The organism is Marivirga harenae (assembly GCF_030534335.1).
GTDB classification, from domain to species: domain Bacteria; phylum Bacteroidota; class Bacteroidia; order Cytophagales; family Cyclobacteriaceae; genus Marivirga; species Marivirga harenae.
In genome coordinates this window covers 1797658-1819795 of sequence record NZ_CP130565.1, presented here as the reverse complement: position 1 = coordinate 1819795, position 22138 = coordinate 1797658, and the positions used below count along the sequence as shown (strand labels likewise).

Annotated in this window: 21 protein-coding genes; 9 read left to right on the top strand and 12 right to left on the bottom strand. The window is 36.6% G+C overall.

Annotated features, from left to right (window positions below):
- Window positions 1-3: 3 nt before the first annotated feature.
- The 6 genes from Q3Y49_RS07810 to Q3Y49_RS07785 all read left to right on the top strand — a co-directional run bounded on the left by Q3Y49_RS07810 (window position 4) and on the right by Q3Y49_RS07785 (window position 9438).
- The gene (locus tag Q3Y49_RS07810; protein WP_303271743.1) at window positions 4-1080 is read left to right on the top strand and encodes a fasciclin domain-containing protein; all 1077 of its coding nucleotides are present in this window, start codon (window positions 4-6) and stop codon (window positions 1078-1080) included.
- A 360-nt stretch (window positions 1081-1440) separates the two neighbouring features.
- Window positions 1441-3408 carry an endonuclease gene (locus Q3Y49_RS07805; RefSeq protein WP_303271741.1) on the top strand — a complete coding sequence of 656 codons (1968 nt, stop codon included), beginning with the start codon at window positions 1441-1443 and terminating at the stop codon, window positions 3406-3408.
- Window positions 3409-3595: 187 nt separating this feature from the next.
- Window positions 3596-4672, top strand: a complete 1077-nt coding sequence (locus tag Q3Y49_RS07800) for an efflux RND transporter periplasmic adaptor subunit (RefSeq protein ID WP_303271740.1) — start codon at window positions 3596-3598, stop codon at window positions 4670-4672.
- Window positions 4673-4676: 4 nt separating this feature from the next.
- Entirely contained in the window at window positions 4677-7736 is a 3060-nt protein-coding gene (locus Q3Y49_RS07795) for an efflux RND transporter permease subunit (RefSeq protein WP_303271739.1), read from the top strand.
- 6 nt (window positions 7737-7742) lie between these two features.
- Window positions 7743-9056, top strand: a complete 1314-nt coding sequence (locus Q3Y49_RS07790) for a TolC family protein (protein WP_303271738.1) — start codon at window positions 7743-7745, stop codon at window positions 9054-9056.
- A gap of 91 nt (window positions 9057-9147) precedes the next feature.
- Entirely contained in the window at window positions 9148-9438 is a 291-nt protein-coding gene (locus Q3Y49_RS07785; RefSeq protein WP_303271737.1) for a DUF6787 family protein, read from the top strand.
- A 67-nt stretch (window positions 9439-9505) separates the two neighbouring features.
- On the opposite strand, the gene Q3Y49_RS07780 is transcribed toward Q3Y49_RS07785, so the two are convergent.
- A complete protein-coding gene (locus tag Q3Y49_RS07780) occupies window positions 9506-9895 on the bottom strand; it encodes an STAS/SEC14 domain-containing protein (RefSeq protein ID WP_303271736.1) in 390 nt (129 codons plus the stop codon).
- A 278-nt stretch (window positions 9896-10173) separates the two neighbouring features.
- Here Q3Y49_RS07780 and Q3Y49_RS07775 point away from each other — a divergent pair, with 278 nt between their 5' ends.
- Entirely contained in the window at window positions 10174-10401 is a 228-nt protein-coding gene (locus Q3Y49_RS07775) for a cytochrome b5 domain-containing protein (protein ID WP_303271735.1), read from the top strand.
- On the opposite strand, the gene Q3Y49_RS07770 is transcribed toward Q3Y49_RS07775, so the two are convergent.
- Window positions 10393-11514 carry a Na/Pi symporter gene (locus Q3Y49_RS07770; protein WP_303272094.1) on the bottom strand — a complete coding sequence of 374 codons (1122 nt, stop codon included), beginning with the start codon at window positions 11512-11514 and terminating at the stop codon, window positions 10393-10395. The genes Q3Y49_RS07775 and Q3Y49_RS07770 overlap by 9 nt on opposite strands.
- Window positions 11515-11873: 359 nt before the next feature.
- Between Q3Y49_RS07770 and Q3Y49_RS07765 the strand changes: the two genes are divergently transcribed.
- Window positions 11874-13013 carry a hypothetical protein gene (locus tag Q3Y49_RS07765; protein WP_303271734.1) on the top strand — a complete coding sequence of 380 codons (1140 nt, stop codon included), beginning with the start codon at window positions 11874-11876 and terminating at the stop codon, window positions 13011-13013.
- A 458-nt stretch (window positions 13014-13471) separates the two neighbouring features.
- Here the strand turns inward: Q3Y49_RS07765 and Q3Y49_RS07760 are convergent, their stop codons facing one another.
- Window positions 13472-14242 (bottom strand): hypothetical protein, encoded by a 771-nt coding sequence (locus Q3Y49_RS07760; RefSeq protein ID WP_303271733.1) that lies wholly within the window; start codon window positions 14240-14242, stop codon window positions 13472-13474.
- 344 nt (window positions 14243-14586) lie between these two features.
- Between Q3Y49_RS07760 and Q3Y49_RS07755 the strand changes: the two genes are divergently transcribed.
- Entirely contained in the window at window positions 14587-14847 is a 261-nt protein-coding gene (locus Q3Y49_RS07755; protein ID WP_303271732.1) for a transposase, read from the top strand.
- Between the two features lie 111 nt (window positions 14848-14958).
- Here Q3Y49_RS07755 and Q3Y49_RS07750 read toward each other — a convergent pair whose 3' ends face one another.
- The 9 genes from Q3Y49_RS07750 to Q3Y49_RS07710 all read right to left on the bottom strand — a co-directional run bounded on the left by Q3Y49_RS07750 (window position 14959) and on the right by Q3Y49_RS07710 (window position 22061).
- Window positions 14959-15336 (bottom strand): DUF2200 domain-containing protein, encoded by a 378-nt coding sequence (locus Q3Y49_RS07750; RefSeq protein WP_303271731.1) that lies wholly within the window; start codon window positions 15334-15336, stop codon window positions 14959-14961.
- A gap of 224 nt (window positions 15337-15560) precedes the next feature.
- Window positions 15561-15884: a type II toxin-antitoxin system PemK/MazF family toxin gene (locus Q3Y49_RS07745; protein ID WP_303271730.1), complete on the bottom strand. Its 324-nt coding sequence runs from the start codon at window positions 15882-15884 to the stop codon at window positions 15561-15563.
- Complete coding sequence (locus Q3Y49_RS07740; RefSeq protein ID WP_303271729.1) at window positions 15875-16120, bottom strand: AbrB/MazE/SpoVT family DNA-binding domain-containing protein; 246 nt, start codon at window positions 16118-16120, stop codon at window positions 15875-15877. Before Q3Y49_RS07740 ends, Q3Y49_RS07745 begins: the two co-directional genes overlap by 10 nt.
- 388 nt (window positions 16121-16508) lie before the next feature.
- Window positions 16509-16916: an RloB family protein gene (locus Q3Y49_RS07735; RefSeq protein ID WP_303271728.1), complete on the bottom strand. Its 408-nt coding sequence runs from the start codon at window positions 16914-16916 to the stop codon at window positions 16509-16511.
- Window positions 16917-18173, bottom strand: coding sequence for an AAA family ATPase (locus Q3Y49_RS07730; protein ID WP_303271727.1), 1257 nt, complete (start codon window positions 18171-18173; stop codon window positions 16917-16919).
- A 425-nt stretch (window positions 18174-18598) separates the two neighbouring features.
- Window positions 18599-19750 carry an IS91 family transposase gene (locus Q3Y49_RS07725; RefSeq protein ID WP_303271726.1) on the bottom strand — a complete coding sequence of 384 codons (1152 nt, stop codon included), beginning with the start codon at window positions 19748-19750 and terminating at the stop codon, window positions 18599-18601.
- A gap of 10 nt (window positions 19751-19760) precedes the next feature.
- Complete coding sequence (locus tag Q3Y49_RS07720) at window positions 19761-20006, bottom strand: tyrosine-type recombinase/integrase (protein ID WP_303271725.1); 246 nt, start codon at window positions 20004-20006, stop codon at window positions 19761-19763.
- A 49-nt stretch (window positions 20007-20055) separates the two neighbouring features.
- Complete coding sequence (locus tag Q3Y49_RS07715) at window positions 20056-20613, bottom strand: tyrosine-type recombinase/integrase (protein WP_303271724.1); 558 nt, start codon at window positions 20611-20613, stop codon at window positions 20056-20058.
- A gap of 254 nt (window positions 20614-20867) precedes the next feature.
- Window positions 20868-22061, bottom strand: coding sequence for a M20 metallopeptidase family protein (locus Q3Y49_RS07710; RefSeq protein ID WP_303271723.1), 1194 nt, complete (start codon window positions 22059-22061; stop codon window positions 20868-20870).
- Between the last annotated feature and the right edge of the window lie 77 nt (window positions 22062-22138).

Here is a 22138-nt window from a genome sequence, read left to right as displayed (position 1 = left end):
AAGATGAAAAATTTATTAAAACATGCATCTTTCGCAATTGTAGGATTGTTTATACTAACAACTTCTTGCATTGACGAAAACTTTGATGACAGTTCTGAGGTAGGAATTACTGATAAAAAAATACTAACTACAGTTTTGAATGATGAAAATCAATCGGGTGAGTTAAGTATATTTTTGGGACTGGTAGAATCAACAGGACTAACTGGTAGTTTGACTAGCCAAAGAGTGCAAGATCAATTAACCGTTTTTGCACCTAATAATGATGCTTTTGAAATCTTAGCATCAGACTTAGGATATGATAGCGCAGAAGATCTACTTGAAGATGATGATTTAGCCTTGCAAGAAATATTAGAAACACACATTGCATTAGCTAATCTTTCAATTTCTCAAATTGAAAATGGTTCATTCAGATCAATGGCAACTTTATCTGGAATAAATATACCTGTAGCAAGAGATGGTGGAAACGTTGTTATCAATGCTAATCAAGATTTACAAATTCTAAGGTCGAATTCTGAAGGAAACGGTACGGTTCATATAATATCAAGAGTGCTTCTACCAATTAGATTTAATATCGATTTCTCAGCAGACTTCGGTGGTGATTTTGACGCTTGTAATGAAGTACTAGCAGACTGGACAGTTGAAAATGTAGTACTTGCAGGTGGTTCTGGATGGGGCTGTACAAGCTTTGGCTTTGAAGGACAAGGAATTCAAGCTAATGGTTTTTCTGGAGGTGCGCAAGAGGTAGACTCTTGGATTATTTCACCGGTTCTTGAATCAAATGATGTAGTCTTAAATACTTTAAAGTTTAAGTATGCTAGTAGATTTGACGGACCAAACCCTGAGATATGGGTAATCTCTGAAGATGATTATGAAGCTGGTGCTTCAATTGATATGGAGGCATGGACTAATTTAGAATTTAGTTTCCCAGCCCCTGCTAGCGCAAATAATGTATTTACAGATTTAGCAGTAGGCATTCCTTCTGACGTGCATTCTGGAGCTTTTAGATTTGCCTTTAGATATTTATCTGGAGCAGGTGCGACAAGAGTAACGATAGATAACATTCAATTAGGAGAAGAATAAAAATCTCTTCACTAGAATTTTTAAAAACCCGAAGCAGATCAAATAGCTTCGGGTTTTTCTTTTTACACGATCAATTGATTTTTACAAAGTTTATTTTTAAGTGCAAATCAGTTCAGGTCAGTGAGTTCAATTTACTACAATTCGGATCGGAATATTATCCTCTTTCAATTAGAGATCATAGACACTAGTTAAACTCTATTGAATAAATAGCTAATTTGCATGATGCCAGATATATTGACATCAAAATCTTGGGTTATATTAATCTATCCATTTAAATTTGCTACTTGGTAAATAGCTAAAAAATACTAGCTGTTATTTCCCACTACTTTGACTTTAGTGTCTCAAAAATCAAGACTTGAAATGAAAAATATTTTACTACTAATCAGCTTTACCATTATTAGCGCTACAGCGATTTGCCAGCCTGATGGATACTATGATGGAACAGACGGATTGACTGGAGAAACTTTAAAGATAAAACTGCATCAAATAATTAATGATCATGAGGTAAGATCTTATGGAGAATTTCGAGATGAAATTTTACCAGACCTCGATCAGGACCCTAATAATCCCGCCAACATCATCCTTTTTTACAAAAATGCTTCGATTCCAATTCAAAATTTTGCCTCGAACAATGAACCTGACTTTTGGAATAGAGAACACACTTGGCCATCGTCTCACGGCTTTAATGATGAAGATACCGCATATACTGATGTTCACAATTTACGGCCTTCAGATGCCACCGTCAACAGCTCAAAAAGCAATAAAGACTTTAATGATGTTGAAAATATTGAAGAAAATGCAGAAGGAGAAGCTCCTGACACTTTCACCAATGCAGATTTTTGGGATCCTAGAGATGAGATAAAGGGAGATGTCGCTCGAATTTTATTTTATATGGCCACGCGTTACAAAAGCGAATCACTAGACCTCGAGTTAGTTGATCGAATAAGTTTTTCAGGAGATCCTGAGGTAGGCGTATTATTTACATTAATCAAATGGCATAATCAAGATCCAGTGGATAATTTTGAAAGGGCAAGACATGAAGGTGCTTTCGGGTATCAAGGAAATCGAAATCCATTTATTGACCACCCTGAATGGGTAACGGAAATATGGGGAGAAGCTTCTGCTCCAAATCTTATTATTAATGACCTTAATTTTAATCCTGACTTTGGTAGCGTTGAATTAGGTTCTTCAAGAGAGCAGCACTATGAAATAAATGCCTATAATTTAACAGGCGATGTGTCTGTTACAGTAGAAGCTCCTTTCTTTCTATCTACTGACGGAGAAAACTACTCTGATAGTATCGGATTTTCATCTAACAATGATTCTGAACAATTTTTCACCGTATATCTTCGATTTGAACCAGACACTGGAGATCAAGAGGCTACTGTTGAAGTAGTAAATAGTACTGATGGTGATTCCGAAGTCCTTCGTGTATCTGGGCAGGAAGGTGCTCTTGAGCTGCTTAGAATTGCTGAAGCAAGGGAACAAGCATTAGGAGCAGTTGTCAGTATAACAGGCGTGGTAATTGATGCGGGAAACAACAGCAGCACCAATAGGGTAATTTATGATGGCACTGCCGGAATTGTTGTAAGAAGCTTTGATGCTGGTAACGAATCTGAAAACCTTATGCAAGGCGACAGTGTAATTGTAACTGGTGGTTTGGAAGAATTTAATAATCTTTTACAAATTGCTGCATCTCCAATTACCATCACAGTAATTGAACAAGGAATGAATCTCCCAGAACCAAAAGTCCTCGAGATAGCAGAAGTAGGTGAGGAATTTGAATCTCAACTAATTAAAATTGAAAATGTGGAGTTCGTGGAAACGGGCAATTTTATGGGCGGTGGTGCTGGTGGTAATTTCACCATTTCTGACGGTGATAATGAATTGATTTTTAGAATTGGTTCAAGTGCACACCCGCTAGTTGGAGAACCAATACCTTCTGGCAATTACAACATTACGGGCTTTGTGGGACAATTTGGAGTTGATTACCAACTTTCTCCTCGTACTATTGATGATTTAGAAGCTGTTGAAGATGAAAATGATTCAACTGAAAATCCAACACTTGCAATTGCTAACTACCAGTCAATAGATGGATTGATTTATCCAAATCCAGCAAAGGATGAAATATTCATCAAAACTAAAAAGACAAATTTTGACGGACCATTAACCATAACAATCTATTCAGCAGATGGGAGCGTCAAAAAAAGATTGGAAAAAAAGGTAAATGCCAATAGTATTCGTATTGACGACTTAAACAATGGTCTTTATTTCTTAGTGATTTTCAGCGAAGAGCAATACCATATACAAAAATTTATTAAACATTAATTGATTAAAGATCAGGTTTATGGAATCTCTGGAAAATAAATGCAGAGATTCCTAAATTCCAACCATCCCCATTTCCCACCGTTTGAGAGAAAGCATGCTCTTTCAGTAACCATATTGCTTTCAGCTAGTTTTAACTCTTTGTATGTTTGTACATTAATTCAGCTAATACTTTTTATAAAATTCAATTATGAACAAAATTATCATTCGGATTTTAGCCTCCGTGGCTGTTTTGGCAGTCGTTATTTATTTGGTCTTTCCTGAAATTTTTTCATCAAAACCCGAAAACAAACTTGAAAGTCAAGCACCTGCTCAAGCTACTACAAAAATCTCAATTGATGCTCAGCTTGCAAAATTTGAGACCTTTAAAAACGATATTGTACTAACTGGTTCTCTATTGGCAAATGAATCCGTGGAACTAGCAAGTGAAATCTCAGGTAAGATAGATAACATCTATTTTGAGGAAGGTCAGTACGTTAAAGAAGGAAAGCTACTTCTTCAAACCAATGTGGCAGATTTAGCAGCAAATCTACAGCGATTGAAATATACTGCGCAACTCAATTCAGAAACTGAAAAAAGGCAAAAACAACTTTTGGAAAAAGAGGCAATTAGTAGAGAAGAATATGATATTGCCTTCACTAATCTAAAAACTACGCAAGCTGAAATTGATGCCTTGCAGGCTGAAATTGATAAATCTAGAATCAGAGCTCCATTTTCAGGCTATATTGGGCTACGATATGTCAGTGAAGGGAGTTACATCACACCAAGTAGCCAAATCGCTTCCCTTTATAATGTGGATCCAATAAAGATCGAATTCTCAGTTCCTAGTCGATATAGTGGTTTGGTCAAAAAAGGAAGTAACATCACTTTTTCATCTGAAGCCGAAAATAAAGAGCGAGAAGCAACGGTTTATGCTATTGAACCGCAAATTGACCCTGTAACACGTACCTTGTCAGCCAGAGCGCAAACTTCAAATCCTGACAACACATTGATTCCTGGTCAATTTATAAGGATAAATTTGAGTTTAGAAAACAGAGAAAATGCAATATTATTACCAACAACCGCTATTATGCCCAAAGCTGACGGACATACCGTATTCATAATTACAGACGGAAGAGCGAAGCTGCAAGATGTTCAACTGGGCGCCAGAACCGCAAATAGAGTTGAAATTTTGAAAGGAGTAAATGCTGGGGACACTGTTGCTATTGCTGGCGTTCCTCAATTAAAGGATAAAGCAGAAGTAGATATTAAGAAGTTGGAAAAATAAAGCTATGGCATCATTATCAGAAGTAAGTATTCAACGACCTGTTTTAGCCATTGTGCTATCATTGGTCATATTAATTTTTGGCTTCATTGGTTTTAACTTTTTGGGAGTTAGGGAGTATCCATCGGTAGACCCACCCATCATTACGGTTACCACTGACTATGCTGGAGCAAATGCCGATGTAATTGAATCGCAGATTACTGAGCCATTGGAAGAAGCAGTGAATGGTATTGCAGGTATTAGAACCATTACTTCCACTAGTGCCGAGGGTAGAAGCAGGATCACAATTGAATTTAATTTAAGCGAGGACTTAGAAGCAGCCGCAAATGATGTAAGGGACAAAGTTTCTGGCGCCCGAAGGAGGTTGCCTGAAGATGCCGAACCGCCAACCGTAAACAAAGCTGATGCCGATTCTGATCCCATAGTTTTCTTAAATATTAACAGTGAAGAAAGAAATTTATTAGAATTATCAGCAATTGCTGAAAACACTTTTAAAGAAAGATTACAGACCATTTCCGGAGTAAGTGAGGTTCGAATATGGGGAGAAAAGCGCTATGCCATGCGTCTATGGATGGATCCCATAAAATTGGCAGCTTATCAACTAACTCCATTGGATGTTTTGAATGCAGTAGAAAGCCAAAATGTTGAATTGCCTTCGGGAAGTATTGAAGGTGATATGATTGAGTTAGTAGTAAAAACTCAGGGTCAGTTAAAATCTGAAAAAGATTTTAATGATCTTATCGTGGCCGAAAGCAATAATAGCTTTGTTCGATTTTCCGATGTTGGCTATGCGGAATTAGGACCGTTAAACATGAGGACTGTATTAAAGAGGGATGGAATCCCAATGGTAGGCGTTGTTTTAATTCCACAGCCGGGTTCTAATAGTATAGATATTGTGGATGAGTTCTACAAAAGAGTGGATAACATCAAAAAAGATCTGCCAGAAGATATAAATCTAGGCATTGGGTTTGATCAAACGGAATATATTAGGGAATCTATCAACGAAGTTCAGCAAACTATTATCATTGCTTTCCTTTTAGTAATCTTTATCATTTTTGCCTTTTTAAGAGATTGGCGAACAACTGTCATTCCTATTGCCACCATTCCAGTAGCTTTGATCGGTACCTTCTTCGTCATGTACTTGGCCGGATTTTCAATAAATGTACTAACATTACTGGGAATAGTATTGGCCATTGGTTTGGTGGTTGATGACGCCATTGTAGTGCTTGAAAACATTTACACGAAAGTGGAAGATGGAATGGAACCAATGGAGGCCGCTAAAAAAGGTGCTATTGAAATTTTCTTTGCTGTAATAGCCACTACCGTTGCTTTAGTAGCTGTATTTATGCCCGTTATTTTCCTAGAAGGAATTACAGGTAGGTTATTTAGAGAATTTGGCGTAGTGGTAGCAACGGCCGTAATGATATCTTCATTTGTGGCTTTATCATTAACCCCTATGATGAGTAGCCGAATTTTAAAAAGAAGGGAACGACACAACTGGTTCTACAGGAAAACTGAACCGTTTTTCGTTTGGCTAAATAAAGGCTATTCAAGAAGCTTAGATGGTTTCATGAAAGTCCGATGGATGGGGATGCTATTGTTTTTCGGAGCCGTTGGTCTTATTTATGGTCTTTTTCAAACCCTTCCTTCGGAACTAGCTCCACTAGAAGACAGGGGAATGATCTCAGTAAGTACTACAGGACCAGAAGGGGCTACCTTTGAATACATGGATGAGTACATCAATAATTTGGTGGAAGTCAGTATGGATACGCTTCCAACTGATGGCTTAATTTCAGTGACTTCACCAGGTTTTGGCACACAGGGCACTAATTCTGGATTCTTAAGGATTATGCTAGTGGATGCCAAAAATAGGGAGAAAAGCCAACAACAGCTGTATGACGAATATACTCCAGTTCTCAATGAATTTCCTGCTGCTAAAGCGTTTGCTTTCCAACAGCAAACTATTGGCGGCAGAAGAGGTGGATTGCCAATTCAATACGTTATACAGGCTACTTCTTTAGATAAATTGCAAGCGGTATTGCCAGAGTTCATCGAGAAAGCTAGTAATAATCCCACTTTCACTGTTGTAGATCAGGACTTAAAATTTACTAAGCCTCAAATTGACATACAAATAGACAGGGAGAAAGCCCGATCTTTGGGTATTTCCGTCATTGACATTGCCAGAACTCTCCAATTAGGCTTGAGTGGTCAACGATTTGATTACTTCATTATGGACGGAAAGCAGTATCAGGTGATTGGTCAAGTACAAAGAAATGACAGAAATGCTCCTATCGATCTAAGGTCACTATATGTACGTGCTCAAAACGGTCAAATGCTGCAATTAGATAATTTGGTTAGTCTGGGAGAAAGTTCCACTCCCCCATCACTTTACAGATACAACCGATATATTTCTGCTACATTATCTGCAGGTCTAGCTCCTGGCAAAACCATCGGAGATGGAGTCGAAGCTATGGATGCCATAGCAAGTGAGGTTTTAGATGAAACCTACAGCACCTCTTTATCAGGAGCATCATTAGATTATTTTGAAAGTTCATCTAGTCTATTGTTTGCTTTTGGTTTTGCTATTATTCTGATTTATTTAGTACTGGCAGCTCAATTTGAGAGTTTCAGAGATCCGGTTATCATCCTTTTTACCGTTCCATTAGCAGTTGGCGGTTCTTTCCTATCTCTATGGCTATTTGGTGAGACTTTGAATATTTTCAGTCAAATTGGAATCATCATGTTGATAGGCTTAGTTTCAAAAAATGCTATTCTTATTGTAGAATTTGCTAATCAGAAGAAAGCTCAGGGATTGGGACTAAATGAAGCTATTACTGAAGCGGCAAAATCTAGGTTCAGACCTATTTTGATGACAGCCTTATCCACCATTTTAGGCATTTTACCGATTGCCCTGGCTTTAGGTGCTGGTTCTGAAAGTAGAGTATCAATGGGTATTGCTATTATTGGTGGTCTGATTTTCGCAACAGGTTTAACGCTTTACGTTATTCCTTCAATTTATTCATATTTCGCAAGTAAACAGGCACGTGTATCACGTATTGAATCTTAATTTTTTATGATAAAATATAAAGTACTACTTTTTTTGATGCTTTTAGGGCTATCAGTCACTGCACAGGACATGAGCCTGAACGAGGCAATTACCATTGGGATGGAGAAGAATTTCTCCATTAGAACTGCAAAGAATACAGAGAAAGAAGCTGTAATTAATTCAAATTATGCTTATGCTGGTTTCTTGCCTGTAATTGATGTGACAGGAGCTAGAAATTTCGATGTTGAAAATGTTGAGCAACAATTCAGAACGGGAGATACGAATGAACTTGACGGAGCACGATCTAATAATTTTAATATAAGAGGAGATTTGACCTGGACTTTATTCGATGGAACGAAAATGTTCTTGGATTATAAAAGTTTGCAAATTGAAAGGAACCAAAGTCGTTTCGAAACACAAGCAGTAGTTGAAAATACTTTAGGCAGTATTATTCAATCCTACTTTGCCTTGGTCTTTGAGCAAAATCAATATTCCGTTCTAGCATCTGCAGTCGAATTATCGGAACAGAGGTTAGAAATTGCCAGAGCAAATTACGAAGTGGGGAAATTCTCCAAAACAGAACTACTTTCCGCCAAAGTAGATCTAAATACTGACAAAAGTAACCTGTTAAATCAAGAGGAAATTAAGCAACAAGCTAGGGTCGCTCTTAATTTACTGTTGGGAGAAGATCCAAACCAAGAATTACTGGCAATTGATAGCATGGAAATAGATGAAAGTCTTCAACTCAATATGCTAATTGATGACCTCAGTGTCAGAAACAAACAGCTCTTAGCCTTAATGCAACAAGAAAATATATTGCAATTGCAAAATAAGACCGTGATGACTGAAGTATTACCTCAGATTGATTTCAATTTGGGTTATGGTTATACGAATTTCAACTCACAAGCTGGGTTTTTACTTCAAAACCAATCCATTGGGGTTAATTACGGTCTAAGCCTATCTTGGCGAATTTTTGACAGATTAGATCGGTTCAGAAGAAATCAAACTACTCAAATTGCCATCGACAACAATAGTATTGCAATCTCAGAGCTGGAAAATCAGCTGATGGGTGACTTATCATCTGCCTATGTACGTTATCGGAATAAGCTAGATTTAATTGATCTTGAAAAAGATAATTTGGAAGTTGCCAAAGAAAATGCAAGCATAGCTATTGAAAGATACAGGGTGGGGCGTTCCAATGCTATTGAACTAAGAGAATTTCAGCTTAATGCGATTGAGGCAGAAAGTAGGTTATTAAATGCAATCTTTTTAGCGAAACAAGCTGAAATTAATCTGCTGGCCATTAGCGGTAATTTACTTAATAAAGATACCCCCAATTAAGACAAAATTTCGCTTTGATATAGCAGGTTTAATCATAATTTTATTTCACTTTACTATTGTTTGACATTAACTTTGGCAAACTCCAAAACAAATGTTCGAAAAACTAAAACAAAGATGGGATCTTAAATCTGGAGGACAGGTTTTCATTGTCTTATTGGTTTTTGCTTGTACTGGATTTACCGTAATGTTTTTAAAAGAACCCATTTTATCACTAATAGCTGCAAAAGAAGAAAGGAACTGGGTCTTCACAACAATTTACTACATCCTGATTTTACCCGTTTATTTTTTGATTCTGCTCCTTTATGGCTTTATTTTCGGTCAGAGTAAATTCTTTTCGGGCTTTGTCAAAAAGACGATCAGTCGATTTAGGAACAAAAAATAAAAGCAGGAAACTACCCCTGCTTTTTTGTTAACCTAAACTAAAACGCTATTTATTCATACAATTACATTCAAGATTTCAACCAAGTCTTGGCATCATCCAAGCTGTCGAAATATTTGAAATTTAATTTCCCTTTTTGTTTATCTAAAATATTCTTTGCTGCAAATTTCCTGAATACATCCTTGGAAACTACAACGGCAATTTTTTCAACTTCCTGAGCAGCTTTAGGAATTAAGGATTCAGATACCCATTTTTGATCCTCTAAGGAAAGAACACCTGCATCTGCATTATTCTGAAGCCAATTCTTAATGTGTGACTTTTGACACAAATCATAGTTGGCTAGCATAGCCGCACGATAATCCTCGGATTTTAAACTTCCGTGGAAAGTGATCATGGCCGCTTGAACATCTATCTGTTCTTCAATGGTTACATTTTTAGTTTGAGACACTAAAGTTGACATATTTTTATAATTTTTTATACTTTGCAAAAGTAATCGAGTTTCTTGTGAGTGTTTTTTTTTATTACTTATCAAAGTTACAGAAGTAGTTCTTTAGCCTTTTTTGAATCATTTACATTCTCATCTCTGAAATTGAACTTCAAGCAATGCGCTCTGATTTTAGCAAACAGCAATAATATTCTCCTTTTCAAGGTGAATCCTCCTTTTGATTAGGAATTTATAGTGCCAATCGTATGTAATAAAATTTTGTATTGATTAGATTTGAAACTAAAATATTCTAAATGAAGAAATATAGCCCTCAGCAGCTTGCATTAAGAAACGGTCAAGATCGAGATGAAATATGGATAGCATACCAGGGCATTATATATGATGTTACTAATTCCAGGCTTTGGAAGAATGGAACACATTATGAACATTGGTCAGGGCAGGACTTAACAGATGAGTTAAAAGATGCACCACATACTGACAAGGTTTTCGAAACCTTGCGGGTGATAGGAGAGCTAAATTAGTGAATCAGGTCGATTTTGTGGCTCTTTGCGTATTTCTTCAATTTTCTCCATTTGCTTGGAGTCACTTCTTTCTTCTCTGTTAAATGAAATAAGTGCGAAGGGAACTAAAAAGAAGGTCACTATAATATAGATAAACCCTGCCAACCTAAATTTCATCGCAAGTCGACCAAAGGATTTAGCCATTTTAACGGGTATGCTCCTTATGATCGGAAAGGGCAAGAAAATTAAGACACCTATCAAATTGAAAAATAAATGAACCAAAGCAATGCTTACCGCAGCTTCTGATTTAAACAGGGCAGCAATCAATGCTGTTATTGTTGTACCTATATTTGCCCCCATAATAAAAGTAAAACATTGTTTTAGGCTAATTTTACGGGTTGCCACAAAGGGCACAATTACTGAAGTAGTCACCGAACTGCTTTGAACTCCAGCAGTGAAGACAACTCCCCAGAAAAATGATCTGTAGGGACTTCCGAAGAAATACTTCTGAAGAAATTCTCTAGAACCTCCAGTAATTGATTTATATAATGTTTGAGCTAAAAACTTGACCGCTAAAGCCAAAATCACGAAGGAAGAAATAGCCAATATTATTGGATATGGCAGCAAATTGCCAATGAATATTACAATTGGTTTTGTCAGTAAGAAATATCTAAATTCATTGTCCTGAACTACATAATCAGCACCCAGAATAAAATTAGAAGCCGCAGATGACAAATTTGTTAGAATTCCATAATTATACTCCAAAGGGAATAAAATGGCTACTAGCAGGATATTGAAGAAATCATGCACAACGCCTGCGCCTATAGCCTTTCTGAATTCATCTCGGTTGGTAATAAAACTTAGTGAAACCAATGTACTGGTAAGGGTTGTCCCAATATTAGCACCCATAATCATCGGGATGGCATCAGAGAATTCGATAGAACCTGAGGCTACAATGGCCACAATCATGGAGGTACTTGTGCTGCTGCTTTGGATTATGGCCGTAATTAGCAAGCCAATAAAAAGACTTATAAATGGATTTGAAGTAAGGTTTATGATAGATTCAGCAATATCTTTATTGAGTAATCGAAAAGAATAACCAATAAAATCTATTGCCAATAAAAATAAGAATATATTAAATACAATTAAGACACCCCTTTTTAGGGTTTCTTGCCATTTGTTTTCTGTATTTATTTCTGGAGTCTTAATTTTTTTGTGTTATTTGAGTGTAATTTAAAATGCAAAATTAACAGCTTACAGTTGAGTATTCGCATTTGCAAAGTAAAACAATTGTTAAGAATAAAATGGGCTCTTAATTAACTTAAGCTTAACATTATTTGTGATCTCTATTATTAATAATATGGCATTATCGACACAGTTAACATTAAGGTAATGTTGTTAACAATTTTTTAACTCATTGTTTCACTAAGAATAATTAGCTTTGTGTCTGAAACATAATTTTGCTAAATAAGCATTTTTGAATCGAATTTTTTATGGCTAAAAAACCATTCCTTAAATACAACAGAAATACAGTTTCTGAAGTTACCTACAAAACTTTTGAAATAGCAAAGAAGGAAAAAGCTTTCATCACGATGATTGCCATCTTCACTTTTGTTTGCGGACTTATCACTCCATACCCTCAAATTGCCATGTGGGTAGGATTCGGTCTTGCTGCTTATTCAGCAATTGCTAATGACAGTATTCAGACTATCGGAACATTCATTGCTTCTAACAGCAAAAAACCATGGTGGATATTATGGCTTTTTATGGGCCTGATTTTCCTTGCCACTGTACTGTACAGCTGGATTGTATTTGATGGAGATGTGAGTAGCCAAAGGTTATTAACCAAAGGGTTTGACAAAGCTCCTACATCCTTTAGTTTTCTTCAATTAGCAGCTCCAATACTACTATTGGTGTTAACACGATTCAGAATGCCGGTTTCTACCACATTCTTGCTCTTAAGTGCCTTCTCTACTCAGGCTTCATCAATTGGAGCTATGATAGGCAAAAGTTTAACGGGATACGGCTTGGCTTTTATTACAGCTATATTCGTTTGGTTTCTAGTTTCCAAATTTGTCTCCAAATACTTTAAAAGCAAAAAACCTGCTAAATTCTGGACACCAGTTCAATGGATCATTAGTGGCGCTTTGTGGTCTGTATGGATCTCCCAGGATGCTGCCAATATTGCGGTATTCCTCCCTAGAAGCTTAAATATTTACCAATTTATTGGCTTTGCTGGATTCATTTTTATTGGAATGGGTTTACTATTTTATTTGAAAGGGGATAAAATCCAAAGTATAGTGAATGAAAAGGCTGGAGTTACAGATATAAGGGCTGCCACAATAGTTGATTTCGTTTACGCTATTTTACTTTACTATTTTAAAGTATTAAGTACGGTTCCAATTAGTACCACTTGGGTTTTTATTGGCTTACTAGGCGGTAGAGAAGTAGCTATAGCAATCAGTAAAAAACGTTATAAGAAGAGAATTAAGAATATCAGAAGAGCAAGTAAAATTGTAGGTAGAGATTTCCTTTATGCCACGATCGGACTTGTACTTTCTGTATTACTTGCTATAGGAGTAAACAAAAAATTCCAAGATCAAATTGTGACGGAGTTCATGAATTTGTTTTAGAATATTCACTATACAGTTAAAGTATTTAGAAGTCTCTACTCAATTTACTATTCTTAAAAGTATAAACTATGGCCTTTTAGCGCACCTATTGTTCGGTAAGGTAGATCGTTTACAAAGTTAAAGGCACTAGCTGTCCTGGATTCCTCGGAACAAACTTGTTGAGACTTCTCTGTTATGACTTTAGATCATAAGCTGCAGGAAGTGCGAAAGTGGATGAAGATAATTGGTTGATGATGACACCAACAAAGGAATGATGAATTGTCTGGAGTAAACTCATAATTAATTGGCTCTCCGGGTCCAAAAGGACGGGGATTTTTGCAGTGCTATTCAAGAAATAGTCCTAATAACCTTCCTATGCAGGGCCTGCACTTTTAGATGCTCCTTTAAGCCACCATAATCTTTAAAGCATCATGATTTTTAATAATGAAACTTATGCTATAGAGCTACCTCTTTATGAATCAATCATTCATGCTTTTTAAAAATAGAATCGTAGTAGCAGCAGCTGCCAAAAGTGTTTTGTCATCTTCAGGTATTTTTTTCCGTAACCAGACTGCATTATAGCCCATCTTACCGGGGAAATACTTCACTGCTCCTATAGCCTCACCTGCTTCCCAAAATTCATAACCGAGGGCAGGAGCATTGAAAAAGCCTCTTTTAAAATCAGTATAAATGTGTTTTAAGACTATTTTGCGGACTCCATTCGTTAGTAGGCTGTATGTTTCCATATACTGCGATTCATTTTCCACAGCATTCAAGCGTAATAACCATTCATCATGATTTGAATTCACCAATATACTTGCCGTAAAAAGCGCCTCTTCTTCAAAATTCCCGTCCTCACCGATGGCTACATTGATAAAAGAAGATGAGAAGAGCGTTATACTTTCCTCATACTGAGTGCTAACATAAAAAAAGGTGTTTACCCATGCAGTATCTCCCTGGCCATTAACTAGGTTAAAATGAGATTTACTTTCACTAAGTAATTTGACCTCGTTACTCCATATACTAGAAAGCCGAGAAGTCTTTGTCCATCCAGCTTTTCCTGCCACCACTTTGAAAGGGCCAAATCGGTACCTAGGCACATTTCCAACCCGATAAGCTTTATATTTTACCTCATATTTTTCCCCTTTTTTGGCCAGATCAGGATCAACTGCTAATTCTTTTTCCTGTGCATCTGCTACGGAGACTGAGAGAAGCAGGTAAATTAAAGATAGGGTTGGAATCCATTTCATCTTTTTAAGCTACGAAAATTGCCGCAAGAAAAGAATAGCATTTTCTGTTTTTTATTACTTGCCGCCATGTTTTGGGTCGAGCTAGAGTGATTAATCTTTTCAGCGAGTTCATATTTTGAAGCCCTCTACTCTTTTTAGATAAATATTTTCTTCAGAGAATCATCAGGTTTTAAATGGACGCTGTCAAAATACTATAGCAGGCCTGCTTGCCATCAGGACCAGTATAGATAGTTCATTTAAAGTAGCATGCAAAGGAAAGCTATGAGAAACGAATACGAGTAAGCTCCTACAAAAATGAGTATGAGCGCACCATCAGCAGGGTTAAATGTAAAACAAGCTAATACATGAAAGCCAAACGGCAATCAACCGTAGAACCCGTTTTTGGCACCTTAACGCAATTTATGGGCTTACGAAAAGTAAATACGCTCGGAATTAAGCAAGCCACCAAAGTCATGATGATGGCTGCAGTGGCCTTTAACATCGAAAAACACCTTGAATTCTCAAAAACTAACCAACATCAAGAACAAAAAAAGCCATATTGCCGGCTACATACTATATGGTTCAATGACGGCTATATTATATCACTTTTAAGCCTCGATAAATGAAACCCACTTTATATTCACTTTGAAAAAAGGAGTCTGTTAAGATCTTAAATGCCTCAAGTATTTTGATTTTTTAGTGGGTTTTGCAATGACTTTGGTTGTTAGCACTAGTTTTTAGATCTTTTCTTGGCGTAAAATTTTTTCCATTTTACGACCTTTTGCTAATTCATCATACAACTTATCTAAATATCTACATTTTCTGTACAATTCAAATTCATCCGGTATTTCTTCAATGCGATAACCACAAATTACGCCTTTAATGAGGTGAGCATTTGGATTCAATTCTGCTTTCTGAAAGAATGTTTCAAAAGTTGCTTTTTCATCAATCAATTTTTGAATTGTTGCTTCATTAAAACCAGTTAGCCATTCTATAACCTGATGAAATTCTTCTTTAGTTCTACCATTCTTTTTTAGTCTATCTAAGTAATGTGGATAAACAGACGCAAATGTCATTTTTGAAATTTGTTCGTTTTTTTCAGCTGTAACTTTCATGATTAATTGACCTTTATATGGCGCTAGCACCACTGTATAAATTCGTGGCTGAATAAAAGTATAAAAATTTGCGATAACTACCGAGGCAATCCACAGGATTGGCTTATTAAATTAATTTTTCATCAATAAGTCAATCCTGCGGATTTTCGGGCTCTCTACAAAGAGCTAAAGAAACAATATTCTACTAACAGCCATGATTTATGACAGGCTGTTAGGCTTAGTTGTTAATCTACAAAAGTCTCCTTTATTATGCTTTTAACTTCTTTTATCTCTGGTTTTGACAACCGACTGAGAGTTTTTATAATTCTTTGCTTATCAACACTTCTGATCTGATCGAGCACAATCCAACCCATTTTGTTATCGTGTTTTACTTCTACTCTTGTTGGATAATTTTTTGAGCTCGTTGTCATTGGAGCAATCACGATCGTCCTTAGGTATTTATTCATCTCGTTTGGAGAAATCACAACGCAAGGTCTAGTTTTCTGGATTTCACTGCCGATTGTAGGATTTAAATTGACTAAAACGATTTCGTACTGATTTATTTCCATTCGTTTAGGTTTTCATCCTCGAACACATCGTTAAATAGTAAACTGTCATCCTTATTGTCAGACATTTCCTTAAATGCCTTCTCCCACCCTTTTCGCGGTATTGAAAGAGGTTTTATGATGATCTGTCCTTTTTCTAAAATCAGATCAACCTTATCTTTAATATTATATTTCTCTAAAATAGTCTTACTAAATCTTATTCCTTTAGAATTCCCTATCTGTACAACCGAAACTTCCATAATTCCCTTTCTTTTGTGTAATTACAAAGTTACTACTTTTCGCTGAAAATGAGAAACTACGGATAATTTTTTTGATTGTATGTATCGAATAGAGCAGAAATTAAGCCTTACGTTAAGAATATGGGGCGTAGGGCACTTCAAGACTCCAAACCACCAATTCGCTAAATATTTCCTTAAAAGTAATCATTTTCAGCTACAGCACTATTTGCCCAATGACCTATATTTAGTGTTGGGTGTATTTTTAACTATTCTTTAGTTCTTCCAGTTTTGCAATGAATTTATACATCGTTGAACTAGGGTTATTATAATCTTGGAGGTTTTTAGCTCTTTTAACTGCTTCAAAAATTTTACCAGTTAGTTTTTCTTTTAATTTTGGATCAATTAATCCTTAATTGTAGCCTCTATTTCTATTTTCCAATTCTCTACAGCACTTTTGATTATTAATTTGAGAAGTTTGATTTTTATAATGAAGAAGAAACCATAGTTCAATAGCTGGATTTGATAATAATAGTTCACAATCTTCAATTTGTGATAGTCTATCTATTAAGTCAGGAACATCCAGGTCATAAACTAAATAGTTGAGGTCTTTTTCATGTGTAGGCTTTCCATTTTTATAATTTTTAATGTACTGTGAGGTGATATTATTTCCACCAATCTTAGCATGGATCTGTATTGATGGTAGCCGATAAAGAGACTTTAGGAAATTAATATATGCAACCTCTGTCTCACCTTCACAGAATACAAATAAAGTTGGATTAATTCTTTTACCTTTTGGTTGTCTTCTTTTCCTTGCCATTTATTCACTTATAATAGACTGCAAGTTTTCTTTTGAATCGTTTACTATTGGAATAGAGTCAAACCTTCCTTGAAGGTAAGCCTTTTCGAGGTCCATCGTATCTCTAAAATCACTGTAATCATACAGAGAATATAAGTCAGACCCTCCATTTTCATTTTTATTAACAAACCAGATTTGATCTTTTCTAAATTTATTTAAATCTAAAAGGTTAGTATTATGAGTAGAAAATATTAACTGAGCTTTAGAACCGGTATTAAATATATCGATTATGTAATCCACAATCTTTGGATGCAAGCTATCTTCTATCTCATCTACTAATAGTATTTTATTATTCTTGACAATATCTATTATAGTAAGCATCATTAAAAATAGCTTTTGAGTTCCTAAAGATTCTTCATTAAAATCAAATGGAATATTTTTAGAGTACTTATGGTAAGTTTTTAACTCAAGTCTTTCTTGTTCATTATCTTCAAAAAATGCTTCCTCGGTATCTAAATTAGCTCTTAAGCTTTTTCCTACTTCTTTTTTATAATTCACTTTAAAATCGACAATGTCACTATCAGCAAATTGCAAAGCGGTCAACAATTTCTCTTTGTAGGATTTTATTAGTTCTCCTATATTACTTTTTCCATAGTTAGCATGATGAAGAATGAAATTAGAATGAAAGAAATTAAAAATTTCTTTTGGGATTTCTCTATCCATTTGACTAGCTCTTGAAATATAAAGAGTTTTATTTGATGTATTTTCTACAACATCATATGGTCTTTTTATAACAGATGTGCCAAATGAGTACTTGCCCCTCTTATTTTCCCCAGCACTTTCATCTCTTTCAAATACCTTTGCTTTTCTACCGTTTGGATAATAGTATAAGCTTTCCTTTATGATTTCGGTTCTAGTTAAGGTAAATGAATATTTGTATTCTATTTCATTAACTACAAATCTTATGAAATAGGAAGAAGGCTTATTTGAAAAGCCATCAAATTTAAAAGGTAAAAAATTAAATATAGTGTTTTCATTATGTTTATGAGATTCATATACCATAGCATTGCAAAACCTAATAGCTTTGATAATATTGGTTTTACCTGATGCATTGGAGCCATATAAAGCAACCGTTTTGAGAACCTCAATGTCTTCGTAATTGAATATATTGTCGGTAAGTGATTTAGCTTTTGCTGATTTAATCGTTCCTGCTCTTAAATCTAAAATAACCTCATCGCTTATTGAGAAAAAATTACTTATCCTTATTTCCAATACCATTTTAAATCGATTATCTGTAAGTATTTTACAAATATAAGGTTTTAAATGATAAATGTATCGATTGTACTTGCTTTTAATTGGACTGTGATGTTACACACAACATTATAGCGTTTTATTCATCGTTCTCTAAAAGTAAATAAAAAAAGGTAAAATCCCCATTTCTGTAAATGTGATTTAAGAGCAGTAAGAATGATGAATAAAACGTTGTTGGACTGAGCCGATGGGACTATGGGCATAGTATGTTGGCTTTAGCTGCTGAAGCCTCATCTTGCCAATTGATAGCAGAACTTTTGCCTGTTTGGTGCTGATTTGTAGGGCCTGTTTTCATACAAAGCTTTGTTAATTAGACGTAGCTTTCCTGTTGAAGCTTTTTTCGCTTCTTGCTAAAGCTACAATCTTTCAAAGAACTGTCGGTCAGTTTAATACTAGCCAGGTGTTTTTTGTTTTGGTAATGGAACTGCCTTCATGCCTTTTGTCTTGCATTTAGGACATTCTACAGGGTCCTTCCCTGTTAATTGCCGATAAACTTCCATGCCATTGAGCCCTTCTAGCACAGGGAAGTAGGTGATTTTATTAATGATAAGGTTACAGTCTTCCCTGGCCTGTTTAAGGTTGGACAAGGACATAAAACCAAAATACCTGATTTTGCAAAATCCCTCAGGCAGGACATGCTGCATGAACCTTCTGATAAATTCGCCCGCTTCTAGGCTCATCACTTTTCTCAAGCCACCACATCGGTAGTCTTTATAATTAAAACTTACCTTTCCATTTTGATGGCTCATGATCCGTTGGTTACTTATGGCCACCCTGTGGGTATAATTGCCCAAGTAATTAATCAGATTTTCAGGGCATTTAAAAGGCTTTTCGCTGTAGACCACCCATTTGGTCTTATAGCATTGCTGTTTTAGTTGTTCAAAGTGAGTGCCTGCAGGTATTTTGAACCGATCCTTCGTGAAGGATGCTTCCAGCAGCTTGAGTAAAATACCTCTAAACACAGCGCTTAACACCTTCACAGGTAAGAAATAGTTGGGGCTAGAAGGAATCCATTCTCTTCCGTCTTCGGTCAATCCTCCTGCAGGCACTATCATATGGATATGCGGGTGGTAATCCAGGTTTTGTCCCCAGGTATGTAATATGGATACCGCACCCGCCATGGCCCCCAGATACTTTGGGTTTTTGGCGCACTGCATCAAGGATTGACCCGCTGCTTTAAAAAGCACACCATAGGCCAGTTTTTGATTAATATAAAACAGCTTGTTCAAGCAGTGAGGCACGGTAAAGACCAAATGAAAATATTTGGTGGCAGGCAGGTTTGAAGCCAGTTTATCGACCCATTTGGCCTTTCTTATGAACTGGCATTTGGGGCAGTGCCTGTTTCTGCACGAGTTGTAGGCTTGCTGATTGTACCCACAATTATCACAGCTGTTAATATGCCCTCCCATGGAGGCACTCCGACATTGGGTGATGGCCTGGTAGGCTTTCTTTTGTACGAGGCAGAGTTTTGTGGTATTCAAATAATCCGCTGCGTGCTCAATGAAGATATCAGCCAATTCTGTTTTCTGTCTTTTGTTTTCCATCTTCCCATTTTTAAACTTTCATGTTATCTAGCGGGGAGCAAACACTGCCGGGGTCTGGCTTGGTGAGATGTAGATAGACGGTAGTGGTCTTAAGGGAGGTGTGTCCCATAAACTGCTGTATCAGCCGTAAGTTCACGCCTTGCTCCAACAGGTGCGTGGCAAAAGTGTGGCGCAGGGTATGAAAGGATACCGCCTTTTTAATACCGGCAAGCTTGAGCTTGTTCTTGACAATTTTAGCCAGAGTGGTTTCAGCCAAAGGACGTCCTTTGCTGTTTTGGGGTTCAAATAAGTACTTCTTAGGCCGCTCATTTTGATAATAAAGGCGTAACCTCCAGCGTTTTTCGGGAAAGCAACGTATAGCGGTCTTTCTTGCCCTTGCCCTGCATGACCCGCACCTGCATTCTTTTAGAGTCGATATGATCGGGTAGTAGGTTCAACAGCTCATTTCTCCTCAAGCCTGCTGAATAGGCCAACATAATGATAGCCTTATGTTTTAAGTTGCCGTTGACATTGATCAGCCTTTCCATTTCCTCAATGGAGAGGACGATCGGAAGCCTTTTAGATCTTCTAGGGCGTCTAATCTTAAAATCTTCCCACTCCCTTCCCAAAACATCGGTCTGCACTATTTTAAATGCACTGATGTACTGGTTCACAGTAGAGGCTGAGAGGCCTTTTTCTATCACTACCTTGTGAAGATAATCTTTAAACTGTGAAAGGGTGAGGGTCTCGAGCGGTAAACTGCTCACTTTAGCCAGGTGCGACATCAGTGAACAATACGTATTTACTGTACGAAAACTGTAATTCCGGAATTCCAGCTCTCTTTTCAGATGCTCTAAAGCATTGCTTTTTGTTTGAGTTTTCATAATGGTAACTTGTTTGTTTACCATTACAATTTAATCATACCTCATTTTACCGTTTCCAGGAAGAAACGGTTTAGTTCAACAAGTGAATATAGTCACCCCCTGGTGACTATATATCTATTATGTCTTTAAACTTACTAATAATCTAATTGGAAACAAAAAGGGTTTTTAACAAGCCTTAAAGAACATACAACTAAGAACTGTATATTTAAACGTTTAATAAACGTATAAATCTACAGTTATGAAATCAGCAATAATCACTTGCTTTCCAACTCCTTAATTGCCAGCCAAGCCATTAAGCCCATACCCGTCTCCAATGCCAAAGGATCAATATCAAAAGTAGGGGTATGTACTGAGGAGTTAATACCTTTTGCTTCATTCCTAACTCCCAAGCGATAAAAACATGCATCTGTAGCTTGCGAGAAGTAAGCAAAGTCTTCGGCTGCTAACCATAAGTCTAAATCCTCCACATTTTCTTCTCCTAAAAACTCAATAGCATTGGCCTTTGCTCTTTCGGTCAGCTCTGGCTCATTTACTAAAAATGGATATCCTTTTCTGATCTCTAATTCGCATTTGGCACCCATACTTTCAGCCATTCCCTCAGCCATTTTTCTTAGCTTTTGATGAGCAGCAGTTCTCCATTCCTCATCCATGGTACGGAACGTCCCTTCTAAATACACTTCACTAGGGATTACATTGGTAGCACCTTCGGCCATAATCTTTCCGAAAGACAAAACAGTTGGAACTTTAGGGCTAGAATGGCGACTCACTATTTGTTGCAATGCTACTAATATGTGTGCAGTAATTATGACAGGATCAACATTCAATTCAGGCATTGCGCCATGTCCTCCTTTTCCAATAATTCTCATATATAATTCATCGGTGCTCGCCATATACATTCCGCTTCGGAAACCTACTTTGCCAGCATCAATCAAAGGCATTACATGCTGCCCTATTATATTATTGACATCGGGATTTTTTAGGACCCCTTCTTCAATCATTTTGGAAGCACCACCAGGTACTTTCTCTTCTCCGGGTTGGAAAATCACCTTGATCGTACCTTCAAAATGCTCTTTAAGATGATTGAGGATTTTCACTGTCCCGAGCATAGAGGAAGTATGCACATCGTGCCCGCAAGCATGCATTACGCCTACATTCTGACTTCTATAAGGCACTTCATTCTTTTCTGTAATAGGAAGAGCATCAATATCAGCTCGTAGGGCTGTTACTTTCTTATCTGGATTTTTCCCTTTGATTAAAACCACTGTTCCAGTATCCGCAACTCCGGTCTGGTGCTCGATTCCCCAGTCATTTAGCGTTTTACTGATGAATTTAGCAGTTTCAAACTCTTCAAATGATAATTCAGGATTACGGTGCAAATGCTCTCGAATCCCCTTTATCTCTTCAAACTGTGACTTGGCCAGTGATTGAATCTCTGATTTTAAATCCATTTTAAGTTTTGATTTTAAGTCTAAGGCTAGAGATTTTTTAAAGTACTTCTAGGTTCCGATCGGTGTGCCACCGACCT

Bases quoted from the DNA above. Each gene is read 5' to 3' on its own strand.
- Q3Y49_RS07810 (WP_303271743.1), top strand. From the start codon at position 4: ATGAAAAATTTATTAAAACATGCATCTTTCGCAATTGTAGGATTGTTT.
- Q3Y49_RS07805 (WP_303271741.1), top strand. From the start codon at position 1,441: ATGAAAAATATTTTACTACTAATCAGCTTTACCATTATTAGCGCTACA.
- Q3Y49_RS07800 (WP_303271740.1), top strand. From the start codon at position 3,596: ATGAACAAAATTATCATTCGGATTTTAGCCTCCGTGGCTGTTTTGGCA.
- Q3Y49_RS07795 (WP_303271739.1), top strand. From the start codon at position 4,677: ATGGCATCATTATCAGAAGTAAGTATTCAACGACCTGTTTTAGCCATT.
- Q3Y49_RS07790 (WP_303271738.1), top strand. From the start codon at position 7,743: ATGATAAAATATAAAGTACTACTTTTTTTGATGCTTTTAGGGCTATCA.
- Q3Y49_RS07785 (WP_303271737.1), top strand. From the start codon at position 9,148: ATGTTCGAAAAACTAAAACAAAGATGGGATCTTAAATCTGGAGGACAG.
- Q3Y49_RS07780 (WP_303271736.1), bottom strand. From the start codon at position 9,895: ATGTCAACTTTAGTGTCTCAAACTAAAAATGTAACCATTGAAGAACAG.
- Q3Y49_RS07775 (WP_303271735.1), top strand. From the start codon at position 10,174: ATGAAGAAATATAGCCCTCAGCAGCTTGCATTAAGAAACGGTCAAGAT.
- Q3Y49_RS07765 (WP_303271734.1), top strand. From the start codon at position 11,874: ATGGCTAAAAAACCATTCCTTAAATACAACAGAAATACAGTTTCTGAA.
- Q3Y49_RS07760 (WP_303271733.1), bottom strand. From the start codon at position 14,242: ATGAAATGGATTCCAACCCTATCTTTAATTTACCTGCTTCTCTCAGTC.
- Q3Y49_RS07755 (WP_303271732.1), top strand. From the start codon at position 14,587: ATGAAAGCCAAACGGCAATCAACCGTAGAACCCGTTTTTGGCACCTTA.
- Q3Y49_RS07750 (WP_303271731.1), bottom strand. From the start codon at position 15,336: ATGAAAGTTACAGCTGAAAAAAACGAACAAATTTCAAAAATGACATTT.
- Q3Y49_RS07745 (WP_303271730.1), bottom strand. From the start codon at position 15,884: ATGGAAATAAATCAGTACGAAATCGTTTTAGTCAATTTAAATCCTACA.
- Q3Y49_RS07740 (WP_303271729.1), bottom strand. From the start codon at position 16,120: ATGGAAGTTTCGGTTGTACAGATAGGGAATTCTAAAGGAATAAGATTT.
- Q3Y49_RS07735 (WP_303271728.1), bottom strand. From the start codon at position 16,916: ATGGCAAGGAAAAGAAGACAACCAAAAGGTAAAAGAATTAATCCAACT.
- Q3Y49_RS07730 (WP_303271727.1), bottom strand. From the start codon at position 18,173: ATGGTATTGGAAATAAGGATAAGTAATTTTTTCTCAATAAGCGATGAG.
- Q3Y49_RS07725 (WP_303271726.1), bottom strand. From the start codon at position 19,750: ATGGAAAACAAAAGACAGAAAACAGAATTGGCTGATATCTTCATTGAG.
- Q3Y49_RS07715 (WP_303271724.1), bottom strand. From the start codon at position 20,613: ATGAAAACTCAAACAAAAAGCAATGCTTTAGAGCATCTGAAAAGAGAG.
- Q3Y49_RS07710 (WP_303271723.1), bottom strand. From the start codon at position 22,061: ATGGATTTAAAATCAGAGATTCAATCACTGGCCAAGTCACAGTTTGAA.